This window comes from Catenuloplanes niger, assembly GCF_031458255.1.
Taxonomy (GTDB): domain Bacteria; phylum Actinomycetota; class Actinomycetes; order Mycobacteriales; family Micromonosporaceae; genus Catenuloplanes; species Catenuloplanes niger.
Genome location: NZ_JAVDYC010000001.1, coordinates 7,205,086 through 7,218,075, shown reverse-complemented (window position 1 = coordinate 7,218,075; position 12,990 = coordinate 7,205,086). Strand labels below are relative to the sequence as shown.

General features: G+C 72.9%; 13 protein-coding genes and 1 pseudogene. 2 read left to right on the top strand and 12 right to left on the bottom strand.

Annotated features, from left to right (window positions below; all coding sequences use genetic code 11):
* Position 1 precedes the first annotated feature (1 nt).
* Both J2S44_RS31465 and J2S44_RS31460 read right to left on the bottom strand, forming a co-directional pair.
* The gene (locus tag J2S44_RS31465) at positions 2 to 349 is read right to left on the bottom strand and encodes a histone-like nucleoid-structuring protein Lsr2 (RefSeq protein ID WP_310421262.1); all 348 of its coding nucleotides are present in this window, start codon (positions 347 to 349) and stop codon (positions 2 to 4) included.
* Between the two features lie 111 nt (positions 350 to 460).
* Complete coding sequence (locus J2S44_RS31460) at positions 461 to 1,429, bottom strand: hypothetical protein (protein WP_310421260.1); 969 nt, start codon at positions 1,427 to 1,429, stop codon at positions 461 to 463.
* Positions 1,430 to 1,656: 227 nt separating this feature from the next.
* Here J2S44_RS31460 and J2S44_RS31455 point away from each other — a divergent pair, with 227 nt between their 5' ends.
* The gene (locus tag J2S44_RS31455; protein WP_310430010.1) at positions 1,657 to 3,489 is read left to right on the top strand and encodes an ABC transporter ATP-binding protein; all 1,833 of its coding nucleotides are present in this window, start codon (positions 1,657 to 1,659) and stop codon (positions 3,487 to 3,489) included.
* Between the two features lie 40 nt (positions 3,490 to 3,529).
* On the opposite strand, the gene J2S44_RS31450 is transcribed toward J2S44_RS31455, so the two are convergent.
* Complete coding sequence (locus J2S44_RS31450) at positions 3,530 to 5,164, bottom strand: PHP domain-containing protein (RefSeq protein ID WP_310421259.1); 1,635 nt, start codon at positions 5,162 to 5,164, stop codon at positions 3,530 to 3,532.
* Positions 5,165 to 5,292: 128 nt separating this feature from the next.
* On the opposite strand from J2S44_RS31450, the gene J2S44_RS31445 reads away from it, so the two are divergent.
* Positions 5,293 to 6,396 (top strand): esterase-like activity of phytase family protein, encoded by a 1,104-nt coding sequence (locus J2S44_RS31445; RefSeq protein ID WP_310421257.1) that lies wholly within the window; start codon positions 5,293 to 5,295, stop codon positions 6,394 to 6,396.
* 49 nt (positions 6,397 to 6,445) lie between these two features.
* Here J2S44_RS31445 and J2S44_RS31440 read toward each other — a convergent pair whose 3' ends face one another.
* From J2S44_RS31440 to ribD, 9 genes and pseudogenes are all read right to left on the bottom strand, one after another.
* Positions 6,446 to 7,018 carry a DUF4232 domain-containing protein gene (locus tag J2S44_RS31440; protein WP_310421255.1) on the bottom strand — a complete coding sequence of 191 codons (573 nt, stop codon included), beginning with the start codon at positions 7,016 to 7,018 and terminating at the stop codon, positions 6,446 to 6,448.
* Positions 7,019 to 7,045: 27 nt separating this feature from the next.
* On the bottom strand, positions 7,046 to 8,032 hold the full coding sequence (locus tag J2S44_RS31435; protein ID WP_310421253.1) for an ABC-2 membrane transporter-related protein: 987 nt from the start codon (positions 8,030 to 8,032) through the stop codon (positions 7,046 to 7,048).
* Positions 8,029 to 8,292, bottom strand: a complete 264-nt coding sequence (locus tag J2S44_RS31430; protein ID WP_310430169.1) for a hypothetical protein — start codon at positions 8,290 to 8,292, stop codon at positions 8,029 to 8,031. Before J2S44_RS31430 ends, J2S44_RS31435 begins: the two co-directional genes overlap by 4 nt.
* Positions 8,207 to 8,515 (bottom strand): ATP-binding cassette domain-containing protein, encoded by a 309-nt coding sequence (locus tag J2S44_RS31425; protein ID WP_310421251.1) that lies wholly within the window; start codon positions 8,513 to 8,515, stop codon positions 8,207 to 8,209. The genes J2S44_RS31430 and J2S44_RS31425 overlap by 86 nt, the downstream gene beginning before the upstream one ends.
* Positions 8,512 to 8,919 carry a GntR family transcriptional regulator gene (locus J2S44_RS31420; RefSeq protein ID WP_310421249.1) on the bottom strand — a complete coding sequence of 136 codons (408 nt, stop codon included), beginning with the start codon at positions 8,917 to 8,919 and terminating at the stop codon, positions 8,512 to 8,514. The genes J2S44_RS31425 and J2S44_RS31420 overlap by 4 nt, the downstream gene beginning before the upstream one ends.
* A gap of 140 nt (positions 8,920 to 9,059) precedes the next feature.
* Complete coding sequence (gene ribH / locus J2S44_RS31415) at positions 9,060 to 9,536, bottom strand: 6,7-dimethyl-8-ribityllumazine synthase (protein ID WP_310421247.1); 477 nt, start codon at positions 9,534 to 9,536, stop codon at positions 9,060 to 9,062.
* Positions 9,537 to 9,556: 20 nt separating this feature from the next.
* Entirely contained in the window at positions 9,557 to 10,795 is a 1,239-nt protein-coding gene (locus tag J2S44_RS31410) for a bifunctional 3,4-dihydroxy-2-butanone-4-phosphate synthase/GTP cyclohydrolase II (RefSeq protein WP_310421245.1), read from the bottom strand.
* Complete coding sequence (locus tag J2S44_RS31405) at positions 10,792 to 11,388, bottom strand: riboflavin synthase (protein WP_310421243.1); 597 nt, start codon at positions 11,386 to 11,388, stop codon at positions 10,792 to 10,794. The genes J2S44_RS31410 and J2S44_RS31405 overlap by 4 nt, the downstream gene beginning before the upstream one ends.
* A gap of 167 nt (positions 11,389 to 11,555) precedes the next feature.
* A pseudogene (ribD, locus tag J2S44_RS31400) lies at positions 11,556 to 12,611 on the bottom strand (bifunctional diaminohydroxyphosphoribosylaminopyrimidine deaminase/5-amino-6-(5-phosphoribosylamino)uracil reductase RibD); the annotation flags it as partial.
* Positions 12,612 to 12,990 lie beyond the last annotated feature (379 nt).

The window sequence follows — 12,990 nt, the reverse complement described above, 5'->3', positions numbered from 1 at the left end:
GTTACCGCTTGTTGAAGGCCTCGACCACGTTGGCCGGGATGCGGCCGCGCTCGGAAACGTCCCAACCGTTCTCCGCGGCCCACTCGCGAATCGCCTTGTTCTGATCGCGATTGGACCGGACGGTGCCACCGGCGACGCGACGGCCACCGCGCTGCGCGGCCACCGCTCCGCTGCGGCCCACGCGGGTGCCGGCCGCGATGTACGGGTCGAGAAGCTTGCGCAGCTTGCCGGCGTTCTTCTCGGAAAGGTCAATGGTGTAGGTCACGTCGTCCAGCGCGAACTCCACGGTGCGGTCAGCCTCGCTGCCGTCGAGGTCGTCGGTCAACAGCGTGATGACTTGCTTAGCCACGTCGGCTCACTCCCGGTCAGGAAGAACAATGCAAACGGATGGGGTACCGAAATGCAGTCTGCCTGAAGCGCACAATATCCCGCAACCTGCCCGGAAATTGATGTGTCGTGACTATTGCCTCGCGATCCTTTCGCGAACATCGTAAGCCCAGCTCAATCGCGGTTCATACGCACCGGCCGGCGCCGACTCGTACCAGGCGATCGCCTCTTCGACATTGTTACGAGCTTCGATGAGATAACCGGCCTCCGCCAGGATCTGCGCGTGCTCGACCAGCAGATCTGCTAGATCACCGGCGGAAATCGGCCGCGCCCGGGCCACCTGCCGGGCGATGTCGACCGCCTCCCGGGAGTCCGTCACCGCCGCACCGGACCGACCGGCCAGGCTGTTCGCGGCCGCCAGGTTGCGCAGCGCCGTGACAAAGGCCGGGCCGTCCACCAGCAACTCCCAGCCTGCGGGAATCGGCCCGGCATTCGACGGCGTGAAGAGCACCTCGCCACTTTCGTCCGCGGCCCGGAACAGGTCCGCCGCCTCCGCCATCACCTCGGTGGCACGATCCCGCTCGCCCGCCTCCGCCAACATTTCCCCGAACCGGACGAGTGTGCGCGCCAGCCCGGTCCGATGCCGGGGCGCGTCGAAGATGGTTTCCCGATACTGACGGACCGCCTCCGCGACCGGCTCGCGCGCCTCGTCGGCGCGGCCGGTCGCCTCAATGGCCGCACCCAGGCGCACCAGCGCATCCGCCAGATATGGCCGGTAAAACGCCGGATCGGCCGGCACCAGCTCACGGAAGAGCGCCGCCGACTCCGCCGCCGCGGCCACCGCGGTGTCGCTTTCTCCGACACGCTGCAGGAAATGCGATCGGTTGTGCAACAGCCCGGCCGCGGCCAGGATGTGGCTCGCATTCTCCGGCGCGATCTCCCGCAGCCGCCGGATCGTCCCGCCCGCGGTCTCGCCGGCCGCCAGCGCATCCCGGTAACGGCCGTCAGCGGCGGCCCGTTCCATCACGGCCACCTCATCCCGCAGCCGCGCGGACAGGGCCTCTTCGGTCGCGTTCTCCCCGAGCACCATGCGCTTCTCCATGCCCGCACTCCCCCTTTCCTATTCGGCCCACCGGCGCCCGGCCCCGGGTCTCCCGACACCCGACGGATTTCGCCGCTCATCGATCCGGCGCCCCGGCCGCGCCGCCCCCGAGGGCCGGGTCCACACTCGCCGTTCACTCACGTATCGAAGTGAATTGATCACCCCCGGTGAGGCATGCTGGGTCGGTGACGGCGAACACGGAGTCGGTGCTGCCCGAGCTGCGCACGATGTGGTGGGAGACCGGGCTGCGGCGGCGGGCGGACGCGGGACTGTTCGGGGTGTTCGCGGAGCTGCCGGCGCTGGTCCGGCGGGCGATCGCGATCAGCTGGCGGGCGGACCGGCTGCGGACCTCCGTCGTCGGGGCCGCCACCGTCGGCGGAGGGGTGATGGCCACGTTCGGGCTGCTGGCGACTCAGCGGGTGCTGGTGGAGCTGTTCGCCGGTGGGCCCACGCCCGACCGGGTGACGGCCGCGCTGCCCGCGCTCGGCGCGCTCGCGCTGGCCACCGCGATCCGGGCCGGGCTCGGCATCGCCACCGGGTACGCGCAGAACGGGCTCACGCCGCGGGTCAGCCGGGAGATCGAGCGTGGCCTGTTCGAGGTGACCACGTCGGTGCGGCTGGACGCGTTCGACCAGGACGCGTTCGCGGACGACATGGAGCGCGCGTCCCGCGGCACCGAGTCCGCGATCGGCCTGGTGCAGGGCGTGATGAACCTGCTGGCCGGCGTCGTGTCGATGCTGTCCGTCGCGGTCGCGGTGGTGCTCATCCACCCGCTGCTGCTGCTGGCGTTGCTGGTCGCCACCGTGCCGAACGCCTGGGGTTCGCTGCGCGCCGGGCATCAGCGCTACCGGACGTACATCGCCGGCTCGGTCCGCCGCCGGCGGCTCTGGATCCTGCACCGCCTGATGGCCGAGCGGGTCTCCGCGCACGAGCTGCGCTCCTACGGGCTGCGCCGGTTCCTGCTCGACCAGTACGACCGGGTGATGTCCGTGGAGACCGCGATCCAGCTGGCGCTGGCCCGGCGGGTGACCACGTCGACCAGCGTGGGCTCGGCGATCGGCGGCGTCGCGACCGGCGCGGTCTACGTGCTGCTCGGCGCGCTGCTGCTGCGCGGGCACATCCCGCTCTCCGCGGCCGCCACCTGCGTGATCGCGGTGCAGGCCGCGCAGCGCGCGCTGACCACGATGACGTTCCAGATCGACCGGGTCTACACCGAGGGCCAGCACTTCGGCGACTACACCGGCTTCATGACCCGGGCCGCCGCGCACATGCCGCCCGAGTCGGACCGGCCGGCCCCGGGACCGCTGGAGGAGCTGGAGGTCCGCGGTGTGACGCTGCGCTACCCCGACCGGGACACGCCGGCCGTCGACGACGTGACGCTCACCGTGCGCGCCGGCCAGACCGTCGCGTTCGTCGGCGAGAACGGCTCCGGCAAGTCCACGCTGGCCGCGATGATCGCCGCGCTGCGCGAGCCGACCTCCGGCACGATCCGGTGGAACGGCCGCCCGCTACCGGAGTGGGACGCCGCCGCGCTGCGCGCCCGGGTCGCGGTCGTCACGCAGGACTACCACAAGTGGCCGTTCACCGCGGCCACGAACATCGCGGTCGGCGACCCGGAGGCGGAGCCGTCCCAGCCGCGCATCGAGTCCGCGGCCCGCCGCGCCGCGGCCCACCAGATGATCTCCGAACTGCCGCACGGCTACGAGACGCTGCTCGACCGCACGTTCGCCAGCGGCCAGGACCTGTCCGGCGGCCAGTGGCAGCGGATCACCGCGGCCCGCGGCTTCCTCCGCGACGCCGAGCTGCTCATCATGGACGAGCCGTCGTCCGCGCTGGACCCCCGCGCCGAGGACGCGCTCTTCCAGGCGATCCGCGACCGCCAAGGCCACGCCACCACCATCCTGATCACCCACCGGCTGGCCAACGTCCGCCACGCCGACCGCATCTTCGTGCTCGACGACGGCAGGCTCGTCGAGGCCGGCACGCACGGCGACCTGATGCGCCTCGGCGGCCGCTACGCCGAGCTCTTCACGTTGCAGGCCGCCGGCTACGCGGACTGAGGTCGCGGGCCGCCGCCGGGCACGGCGACCCGCGGGGGTCTCAGCGCACGTCGACGAAGACCGGGTTGGTGTAGAGCCAGGTGTCGGTCCACGGGTCGCCGTCGCCGGGGGTGTGCGCGACCGGCCCGTGCGGGTCGATCGTGCGGCCGAGCAGACCGGGGCCGTGGTGGTTGCCGTCGCTGCCGCGCAGGCGGACGTACCCGGACTCCCGCGCCGCGCCGAGCGGGATCCGCAGCGTGTACGTGCCGCGCCTGCGGGTGGTGTCCGCGGTGTGCACGACCCGGGTGTCCGGGGCCCGCCAGTCGTCGCGGCCGATGCCGGGGCGGACCACACCGCGGATCACGTCGAGGTGCGCGAGGCGGGGCAGGATGCCGTGGTAGTTCGGCCGGGACGACGCGGTGACGGTGACGGTCAGCGTCAGCGGGGTGCCGCGGCGGACGCGCAGCCGCCCGCCGAGCGTGGCCCGGCGGCCGCCGGCCTCGAGGCGCACGTCCAGGCCGTCGACGAGCTGGCCGTGGTCGACCCAGACGCGGCCGGCCCGGAGCGCGTCCATGACCTGCCGGTGCCCGTACCCGGTGACGCCGACGTGGGTGCGGCTGAACTGGCCGGGCCACAGGTCGCTGCCGGGCTGGGCCGTGCCGGTCTCGACCGGGTCGGGCAGCTGGCCGGTGTTGTCGAAGTTCTGCCCGGCCGGCCAGTCACCGTTGCGCAGCGTGTCGTACACGGTCCGGTGGTTGTCCGAGTTGCTGGTGATCGTGAACGGCTTGCCCTCGGAGAGCATCGCGTCCCAGAGGCCGCCGACCGTGGCGGTCATCCAGTCGAAGCCGCCGTAGGTCACGTAGGCCTCCGGCGGGTATCCGCCCCAGGACTGCGCGGACGGCCTGTTCTCGTACTCGCCGCGGATACTCGCCGCGCCGCGCAGGCCGGGGACGGCCGCGCCCTGGGCACCGGGCGCGCCCTCCATGCCGATCATGATGTCCGGCGCCGCGTCCCGCCAGGCGCGCAGCTCGTGCGGGGAGTCGATGCCGAGCCGGGACGGGTGGTTCGCCAGGACCAGCACGTCCGGGATCGCACCGGCCCGCTTCCGCGCGGCCAGCCACGCGATCGCCTCCGCCGCGAGTGCCTCGTTCGCCGGCGACGAGTCGGTGCGCCCGAGCAGCTTGCCGTCGAACGCCTTCTCGAACTCGCGCAGCACCTCCGCCTCGTGGTCGCCGGGCGCGGTGAAGACCGTGCAGTGCTCCGCGCCGGGGATGTACCACTCCAGGCCCTGGAAGATCAGCAGTCGCGGGTTCTCCACCCGCGCCCGGCGGATCAGCTCCCGCTCGCGCAGCGCGCCGCCCGCGTCCGCGTGCCCGACGTTGCTGTGCTCGGTGAACACCATCCAATCCAGGCCGAACTGGGCCGCGCGCCGGGCCAGGTCGGCCGGCCGGTACTTCGCGTCGTGGCTGAAGACCGTGTGCACGTGGTGGTCGCCGACCAGCCAGGCGAGGTCCGGGTCCGGGTCGCCGGCCGGGCCGTCGTGCGCGGCGGCCGGCGCCGCGAGGCCCACGGCGGACAGCCCGGCGAGGCCGGCTCCGAACAGGCCGGCACGCCGCAGCAGACCGCGGCGGGAGACACCCTGCGCGTCCAGTTCGGACTCCGGCACGGCCGGGTCGGCCCACTCCGGCAACGTCATGACGCACTCCCCACACCGCGGCAGTAAAGATCAACAGCAACCTAGCGGCGGTACGTGAAGCGCCGGTGCACACCGATTGTCCGCCGTGTACACCCTCAGTTCATGTCCGGCTGGCAGAACTGGTCGTCATGAACCACAGAAGGCTCACCACCGTGGCCGCGGTCGCGAGCGTGGCGCTGCTCGCCGCGCCGTCGGCCGCGCAGGCACACGGGCACGGCGCCGGTCTCCCCCGGCTGTCGCTCGTCGACACGATCTCCGTCCCGGCCGGCGGCACGCAGCTGGGCACGCCGTTCGGCGGCCTGTCCGGCATCGACTACGACGCGCGCACCGGGACGTACACGGCGATCAGCGACGACCGGTCCGCGCTCGCCCCGGCCCGCTGGTACTCGCTGCGCCTGCCGCTCGACCGGACCGGTTTCGCCGCGACGGCGCCGCGGGTCACCGGCGTCACCACGCTGCGCGGCGCGGACGGCGCGCCGTTCGCCAACGGCACGGTCGACCCGGAGTCGATCCGGCTGGCCGGACGGGACCGGCTGCTCTGGACCAGTGAGGGCGCGGCGTCGACCGGCCTCGCGCCGACGATCCGGGAGGCGTCGGGGGACGGCGCGTTCCGCCGTGACTACCGGCTGCCGGCCGCCTATCTGCCGGCCGCGAACCGGGGCGTGCGCAACAACCTGGCGTTCGAGGCGCTGACGCTCTCCGCGGACGGCCGGTCGATCGTCGCGGCGACCGAGGCCGCGCTGGCCCAGGACGGCCCGATCGCCACGCTGGACGCGGGCACCGGCGCGCGGGTGCTGGTGCTGGACCGGTCGTCCGGCCGCACCCGGGCGGAGTACGTCTACCGCACCGAGGCGATCCCGGCCGCGCCCACCGACCCGGCGAACCCGTACGCCGACCGTGGCCTGACCGAACTGCTCGCGCTGAACGACACCGACTACCTGGCGGTCGAGCGCAGCTTCGCCGGCGGCGTCGGCTTCACCGTCCAGGTCTTCTGGACCACCACGCGCGGCGCCACGAACGCGGCCGGCCGGGACGCGCTGACCGGCCGTGAGCGGGTCATGCCGAAGCGGCTGCTGCTGGACCTGAACGCGACCGGCACGCAGGTCGACAACGTCGAGGGCATCACCTGGGGACCGCGCCTGCCGAACGGCGACCGGTCGCTGGTTCTGGTCGCGGACGACAACTTCAACAGCTTCACCCAGTTCCACCTGCTGCGGGTCGCCAACCGCTGACCCACCCGGGTCGCCGGCGCCGGGGTCCCGGCGCCGGCGACGCCGGTGGTCACGCCGCGAGCGGGCGCACCTTGCCGACGCCCTTGTCCTTCTCCGTGCACGCCTGCTGCGGCGAGCTGACGAAGATGGCCGCGGTCTCGTCCGGCGGGAAGACGCGGAAACCGCGCGTCTCGGTCGCCTTGCACCTCGCCGCGCCCGGGTCGGCCAGCAGCAGGTCGCTGCGGGCCGAGTCGCCCGGCTTCAGCGTGACCTTCTTCGGGTCGCCCTCGCGGGCGAAGTCCGCGCCGACCTGGGTGCCCTCGTCACCGGTCACGAACGACACGCCCGGGTAGCCCTGGATCGTGCAGGCCTGCGCCGACACGTTCGTGAACGTGAGCGTCTCGCCGTGGTGGCCGGCCGCGCCGCCGCCCCGCGTCTCGTTGATCGTCACGGTCAGGTCCGCGGTGTGGCACCGGCCCGGCTCGGACGGGTTCGCCGCCGCGGTGGCGGCCGACACCTCCGGCACCGCCGACGCGGACCCGGACGCCTCCGCCGTCCCGGCGGCACCGCCGCCGCACCCGGCCAGCAACAGCGCCGGCGCCGCCGCGGAGACCATCGCCACCCGTACCCGCAAGCTCCTCATGGTCTTCTGTGTCCCCGTGAGGGGCGCTCACGAAACCCGGCGCAACCGCCAGAAAGCGACACCGGCGGTGAGCGCCGCGAGCGCGGTGTACGCGGCCAGCTCCAGCCACTGGATCGACCAGTACCGCTCGTACGGATGATAGGTGACGGTGAACACCAGGCCGGCCGCGTCGACGCAGGCCGGGTCCCAGGCCATCCGGAAGCAGGCGTCCACGGTCGCGGGCGCGGGCGCGGAACCGTCCGGGTGCAGCAGCGGCGCGGTGTCACGGACCATCCACCGGCCGGGCCGCGCGTAGCCCACCAGCCAGACCTCATCGTTCCTGGGCAGGTCGAAACTCGTGTGGTTCTGCCTCGCGGCGGCGTCCAGCACGACCGTCTCGGTGACCGGGCTGCGCAGGTAGGGGCGGACCGCGAGCGGCACCGCGATCTGCACGGCCGCGAAGATCACGAGCGTGACCACCATCGCCGGTACGGTCCGGCGGAGCAGCAGACCGGCCGTGCCGCCGAGCACGAACGCGAAGAGCGCGTGCCCGAGCGGTGCCACGCCCCGGCTGGCGAACTCGATCGCGCCGAACCGGTCGCCGAACACCGCGTCCCACGGATGCGCAACCCAGGTGAGCAGCGCGGAGAACACGCCGGTCAGCACGAGCGTGAGCAGTCCGAGCAGGCCCAGCTTGACGGCGAGCCAGCGGCCCCGGGTCACGCTCTGGCTCCACGCCAGACGGTGCGTGCCGGCCGCCAGCTCGCGGGCGACCAGCGGCGCTCCCCAGAACACGCCGATCAGCACCGGCACGGCCAGCAACGCGACGCCGGCGATCAGCAGCGGCGCCCCGAACCGGTTCTCCAGGAGCAGCCGCGTCGTCGTGCCCACGCAGGACAGGCAGCCGCCGTGCCGGGTCGCGATCGTGCCGCGCAGCGCCAGCCCGAGTGCGACCAGCGCGATCGCGACCACGGCCAGCGCGGCGGACGAGAACAGGATCCGCGCGCGGGCCTGCCGCCAGGTCAGCCAGATCATCGTGCCGCCTCCAGCGGTCGTTCGTCGGCGCGGCCCAGGTAGGCGAGCACCATGTCCTCCAGGTCGAGCCGGTCCGCGCCGGTGACGCCGCCCGGCGAGCGGACCACCAGGCTGCTCTGCCGGCTGCCGTGCTCGGCCGCGATGACCTCCGCGTCCGTGGGCAGCGCGCCGAAGTCACCGCGGTCGGCGACCATCCGGGCGTGCTGGGTCAGCAGGTCGTCGACGTCGCCGACGACCTGGACGCGCCCGCCGGCGAGCACGATCAGGTGGTCGCAGACGCGTTCCAGGTCCGCGATCAGGCAGCTCGCCCTCGGTCGGCGTGAGCAGGCCGGCGGCCAGGCCGAGCAGCGTGGTCTTGCCGGCGCCGTTCGGCCCGACCAGGCCGACGATGCGCCCGGCCGGGACGTCCAGGTCGACGCCGGCCAGCGCGGTCCGCCGGCCGTACCGCTTGCCCAGGCCGGTCGCGGTCAGCGCGGAGATCATCGGGTGGCCTCACTCGTCGAGGCCGCCGGAAAAACCTCGCGGATCGTGGCCGCGAACAGCGCCTCCACCGCTTCCGGGTCCAGGCCGGCCGCGCGGGCCCGCTCGATCCAGTCCCGCAGGTCGCGGCGCAGCGGCTCGTGCGCGGTGAGCGACTCGCCGGCCGGCAGCCCGGTGATGAACGTGCCGACGCCCGGCCGCGGCGCGACCAGCCCCTCCCGCTCCAGCTCACGATAGGCCTTGAGCACCGTGTTCGGGTTGATGGCCAGCCGGGCCACCACGTCCTTCACGGTCGGCAGCTGGTCGCCGACGCTCAGCCGCCCCAGCCGGAGCGACTGCCGCACCTGGTGCACCAGCTGCAGGTACGGCGAGACACCCGACCGCGCGCTCAGATGGAACTCGATCACGAGCACTCCATTCCACTAGGTTGATAGCACTATAGGAACGTAGCACTATGCGTGCGGTCAAGACCCGGGTCGAAAATCTTTCCGGCGGTACGCGAAAGGGGTGCGGCCGCGAACGCGGCCGCACCCCTTTCGGGACGAACCTAGGCCTTCTGGATCTCGCGGATCGCGAGCGCCGCACCGAGCGCGGCGACGGTGGAGGCCCAGCCCTTGTCCTCGATCGAGTCCTCCAGGCCGGCCCGGTCGCGGGCCTGGCCGAGCGACTCGACGGTGAGCACGCCCTGCCCGACCGGGGTCCGGGCGTCCAGCGCGACCCGGGTCAGGCCGCTGGTGACCGAGTCGCAGACGTACTCGTAGTGGGAGGTCTCGCCGCGGATGACGACACCGAGCGCGACCACCGCGTCGCAGACCTCGGCGAGCGCCTGCGCGACCACCGGGATCTCGACCGAGCCGGCGACCCGGGAGACGATGACGTCGCTCACGCCGCACGCCTCCGCCGCCGCCTGGGCCCGGCCGACCATGTGGTCGACCAGCTCGTGGTGCCAGCGGGCGGCGACGATGCCGAGCTTCAGGCCACCCGCCTCGACCGTGCTCAGCTGCGGGTCTCCGAATCCAGCCATGTCAGTGCTCTCTCTCCTGGTCAGGCGAGTCCGTTGAGGACCTGCTCGTCGGCCTCGTCGTAGGTGTGGCCCATCCGGTCGCGCTTGGTGCGCAGGTAGCGGACGTTCTCCGGGTGCGGGCGGACCGGCAGGCCCTCGCGCCCGACGATCTGCAGCCCGTACCCCTCCAGCCCGGCCCGCTTCGCCGGGTTGTTGGTCAGCAGCGTCATGGTGCGCACGCCCAGGTCGTAGAGGATCTGCGCGCCGGTGCCGTAGTCGCGGGCGTCCGCGGGCAGGCCCAGCTCCAGGTTCGCGTCGACCGTGTCCAGGCCACGATCCTGCAGCTGGTACGCCTGAAGCTTGTGCAGCAGCCCGATGCCCCGCCCCTCGTGGCCGCGCACGTAGAGCACCACGCCCCGGCCCTCGCGCGCGACCCGGGCGAACGACGCGTCCAGCTGCGGGCCGCAGTCGCAGCGCTGCGAGCCGAAGACGTCGCCGGTCAGGCACTCGGAGTGCACCCGGACCAGCACGTCCTGGCCGTCGCCGATCTCGCCGTAGACCATCGCCACGTGCTCCGCGCTGTCGTGCGCGACCCGGTAGCCGAACGCGCGGAACACGCCGTGCGGCGTCGGGATGCGCGCCTCCACGACCCGCTCCACCTGCTTCTCGTGCCGGCGCCGGTACGCGATCAGCTCGGCGATGCTGATCAGCACCACCCCGTGCTCGGTCGCGAACGCCTCCAGGTCCGGCATCCGCATCATCGTGCCGTCGTCGTTGACCATCTCGCAGAGCACCCCGGCCGGGCGCAGGCCGGCCAGCTCGGCCAGGTCGATCGCGGCCTCGGTGTGGCCGGGCCGGCGCAGCACGCCGCCGGCGCGGGCGCGCAGCGGCACCACGTGGCCGGGCCGGGAGAGGTCGGTCGGGCCGGTCGCGGGGTCGGCGAGCAGCCGCAGCGTGTGCGCGCGGTCCGCGGCCGAGATGCCGGTGTCGACGCCCTCCCGGGCGTCGACCGTGACCGTGTACGCGGTACCGCGCCGGTCCTGGTTGGTGTGGTACATCGGGGGCAGGTCGAGCCGGTCCGCGTCCGCCTCGGTGATCGGCGCGCAGATGTAGCCGGACGTCCAGCGGCGCATGAACGCGACCAGCTCCGGCGTCGCCTTCTCGGCCGCGAAGATCAGGTCGCCCTCGTTCTCCCGGTCCTCGTCGTCCACCACGATGACCGGGCGGCCCTCGGCGATCGCCGCCACCGCCGCCTCCACCGTGCCAAAGCCACTGGTCATCGCGGGTCCCTCAGCATCTTCTCGACATATTTTGCGATCACGTCGACCTCCAGGTTCACGGGATCGCCGATCTGCTTGTGCCCGAGCGTGGTCAGGGTCAGGGTGGTCGGGATCAAACCGACGGAAAACGACTTCTCGGTCACGTTCGTCACGGTCAGCGAGACACCGTCGATGGTGATCGAGCCCTTCTCCACGACGTACCGGCTGAGCTCCGCCGGCAGGCTGAACGTGACCGTCTCCCACTTCGCCGCGGGCTCGCGGTTCTCGATGTGCCCGACGCCGTCGACGTGTCCCTGCACCAGGTGACCGCCGAGCCGGCTGCCGAGCTGCGCGGCGCGTTCCAGGTTGACCGGGTGGCCCGGGGCCAGGCCGCCCAGGCTGGAGCGGCGCAGCGTCTCGCCCATCACGTCCGCGGTGAACACGCCGTCGCCGAACTCGACCACGGTGAGACACACGCCGTTGACCGAGATCGAGTCGCCGTGCTTCGCGTCGTCGCTGACCAGCGGCCCGCGCACGGTCAGCAGAGCGGAGTCCGCGCCGGTCGGGGCCAGGTCGACGACCTCGCCGAGTTCCTCCACGATGCCGGTGAACATCGCTAGTCTTCCCCCTTCTCCTTGGTGGACCCGCTACGGATCGGCACGCCGCGCATGATGTCCGAGCTGGCGCGCTCCTCCGCCGAGATGTCGGCCTTCTTCGGTACCCGTGGCGTCAGCTGGGCGGTGAGGCTCGGCTCCGGCTTCCGGGCCGGGTACCGCGGCACCGCCGTGTACCGGATGTCCGGTCCGACCAGCGTGATCTCGGTGAACTCCAGGTCGATCGGCTCACGCAGGATGCCGACGCCGACGCCGTTGCTCAGCTCCTTGCCGGACAGCGACGGGCGGCCCGCGCCGAGCAGCTTCGGCGCCATGTAGCCGATCACCCGGTCGACCAGCCCGGCGGAGAGGAAACCGGCGGCCAGCGTCGGGCCGCCCTCCAGCAGCGCCGCACGCACCCCGCGCTGGTACAGGCCGCGCAGCAGCGCCCGCAGGTCGACCAGCCCGTCCGGGCCGGTGCCGACCTCGGCCGCGGTCGCGATCCAGGTCTCGGCCAGCCCGTCGCGCACGCGTGCGTCGTCCGGGGTCTCGCCGTCGCCGTCCACCACCACGCGCAGCGACTGGCGGATCGCCAGGCTGCCGTCGCGGACGTTACGGACGGTCAGCCGCGGGTTGTCGGCCAGCACGGTACCGACACCGATGATGATCGCATCGGCCTCACCGCGGAGCTGGTGCACGTCTATCCGCGCGGCCTCCGAGGTGATCCACTCCGAGGAGTTGTCCACCGCGGCGGTCCGGCCGTCCAGCGTGGAGGCGACCCGCCAGGTCACGTACGGCCAGCCCCGGCGCACCGCGGTCAGCCAGGCCACGTTCCCGGCGGCGGCCTCCTCCTCGCGTACCCCCTGCTCGACCTCGATCCCCGCGGCGCGCAGCGTCGTGGCGCCGTGACCGGCCAGCGGGTTCGGATCGGAGACCGCGATCACCACCCGGCGGATGCCGGCCTGGATGAGCGCGCGGGTGCACGGCCCGGTCCGCCCCACGCTGTCACAGGACTCCAGCGTCACCACGGCCGTGCCGTTCTTGGCCCGCTCCCCCGCGTGCGCCAGCGCCACAATCTCCGCGTGCGGCCCGCCGGCGTACGCGTGGAAGCCCTCGCCGACCACCCGCTCCTGCGAGTCCAGGATGACGCAGCCCATCACCGGGTTGGGGCTGGTGGTCCCGAGACCGAACGCGGCGAGCGCGATCGCATGCCGCATCGCCTCGTCCTCGGCCCGGCTAGCCATGGCGGCCATCTCCCCTCGCTCGCGGTCATGTCACGCGCAGCGGGGTTACACGAGGACGTCCGGGTACGGCAAGCCGCACCCCTCGACGCACGCCCCGCTCAGGGCAGCGTCGATCGTCCGCGCGCTGTCTCCCATCCGGACTGTCTGACCGGGCCGTGACCGGCCGGGTCAACCGTCGGCCCCGGATTCGCACCAGGTCCACCGGCCGGGCTCGTCAGAGCTCGTCCGGGTCGCGGGCTGACCGCTCCGGGTGGAGCGGATCACCGCCGGTTCGGAATTTCACCGAGTCCCGCCAGCGCGTGGTGGGCTACCCCTGAGTCTTACACGTTGCCGCGCGAACGTCTGCCACCGGGCGATCGACGTCACAACGCAGCGGCCG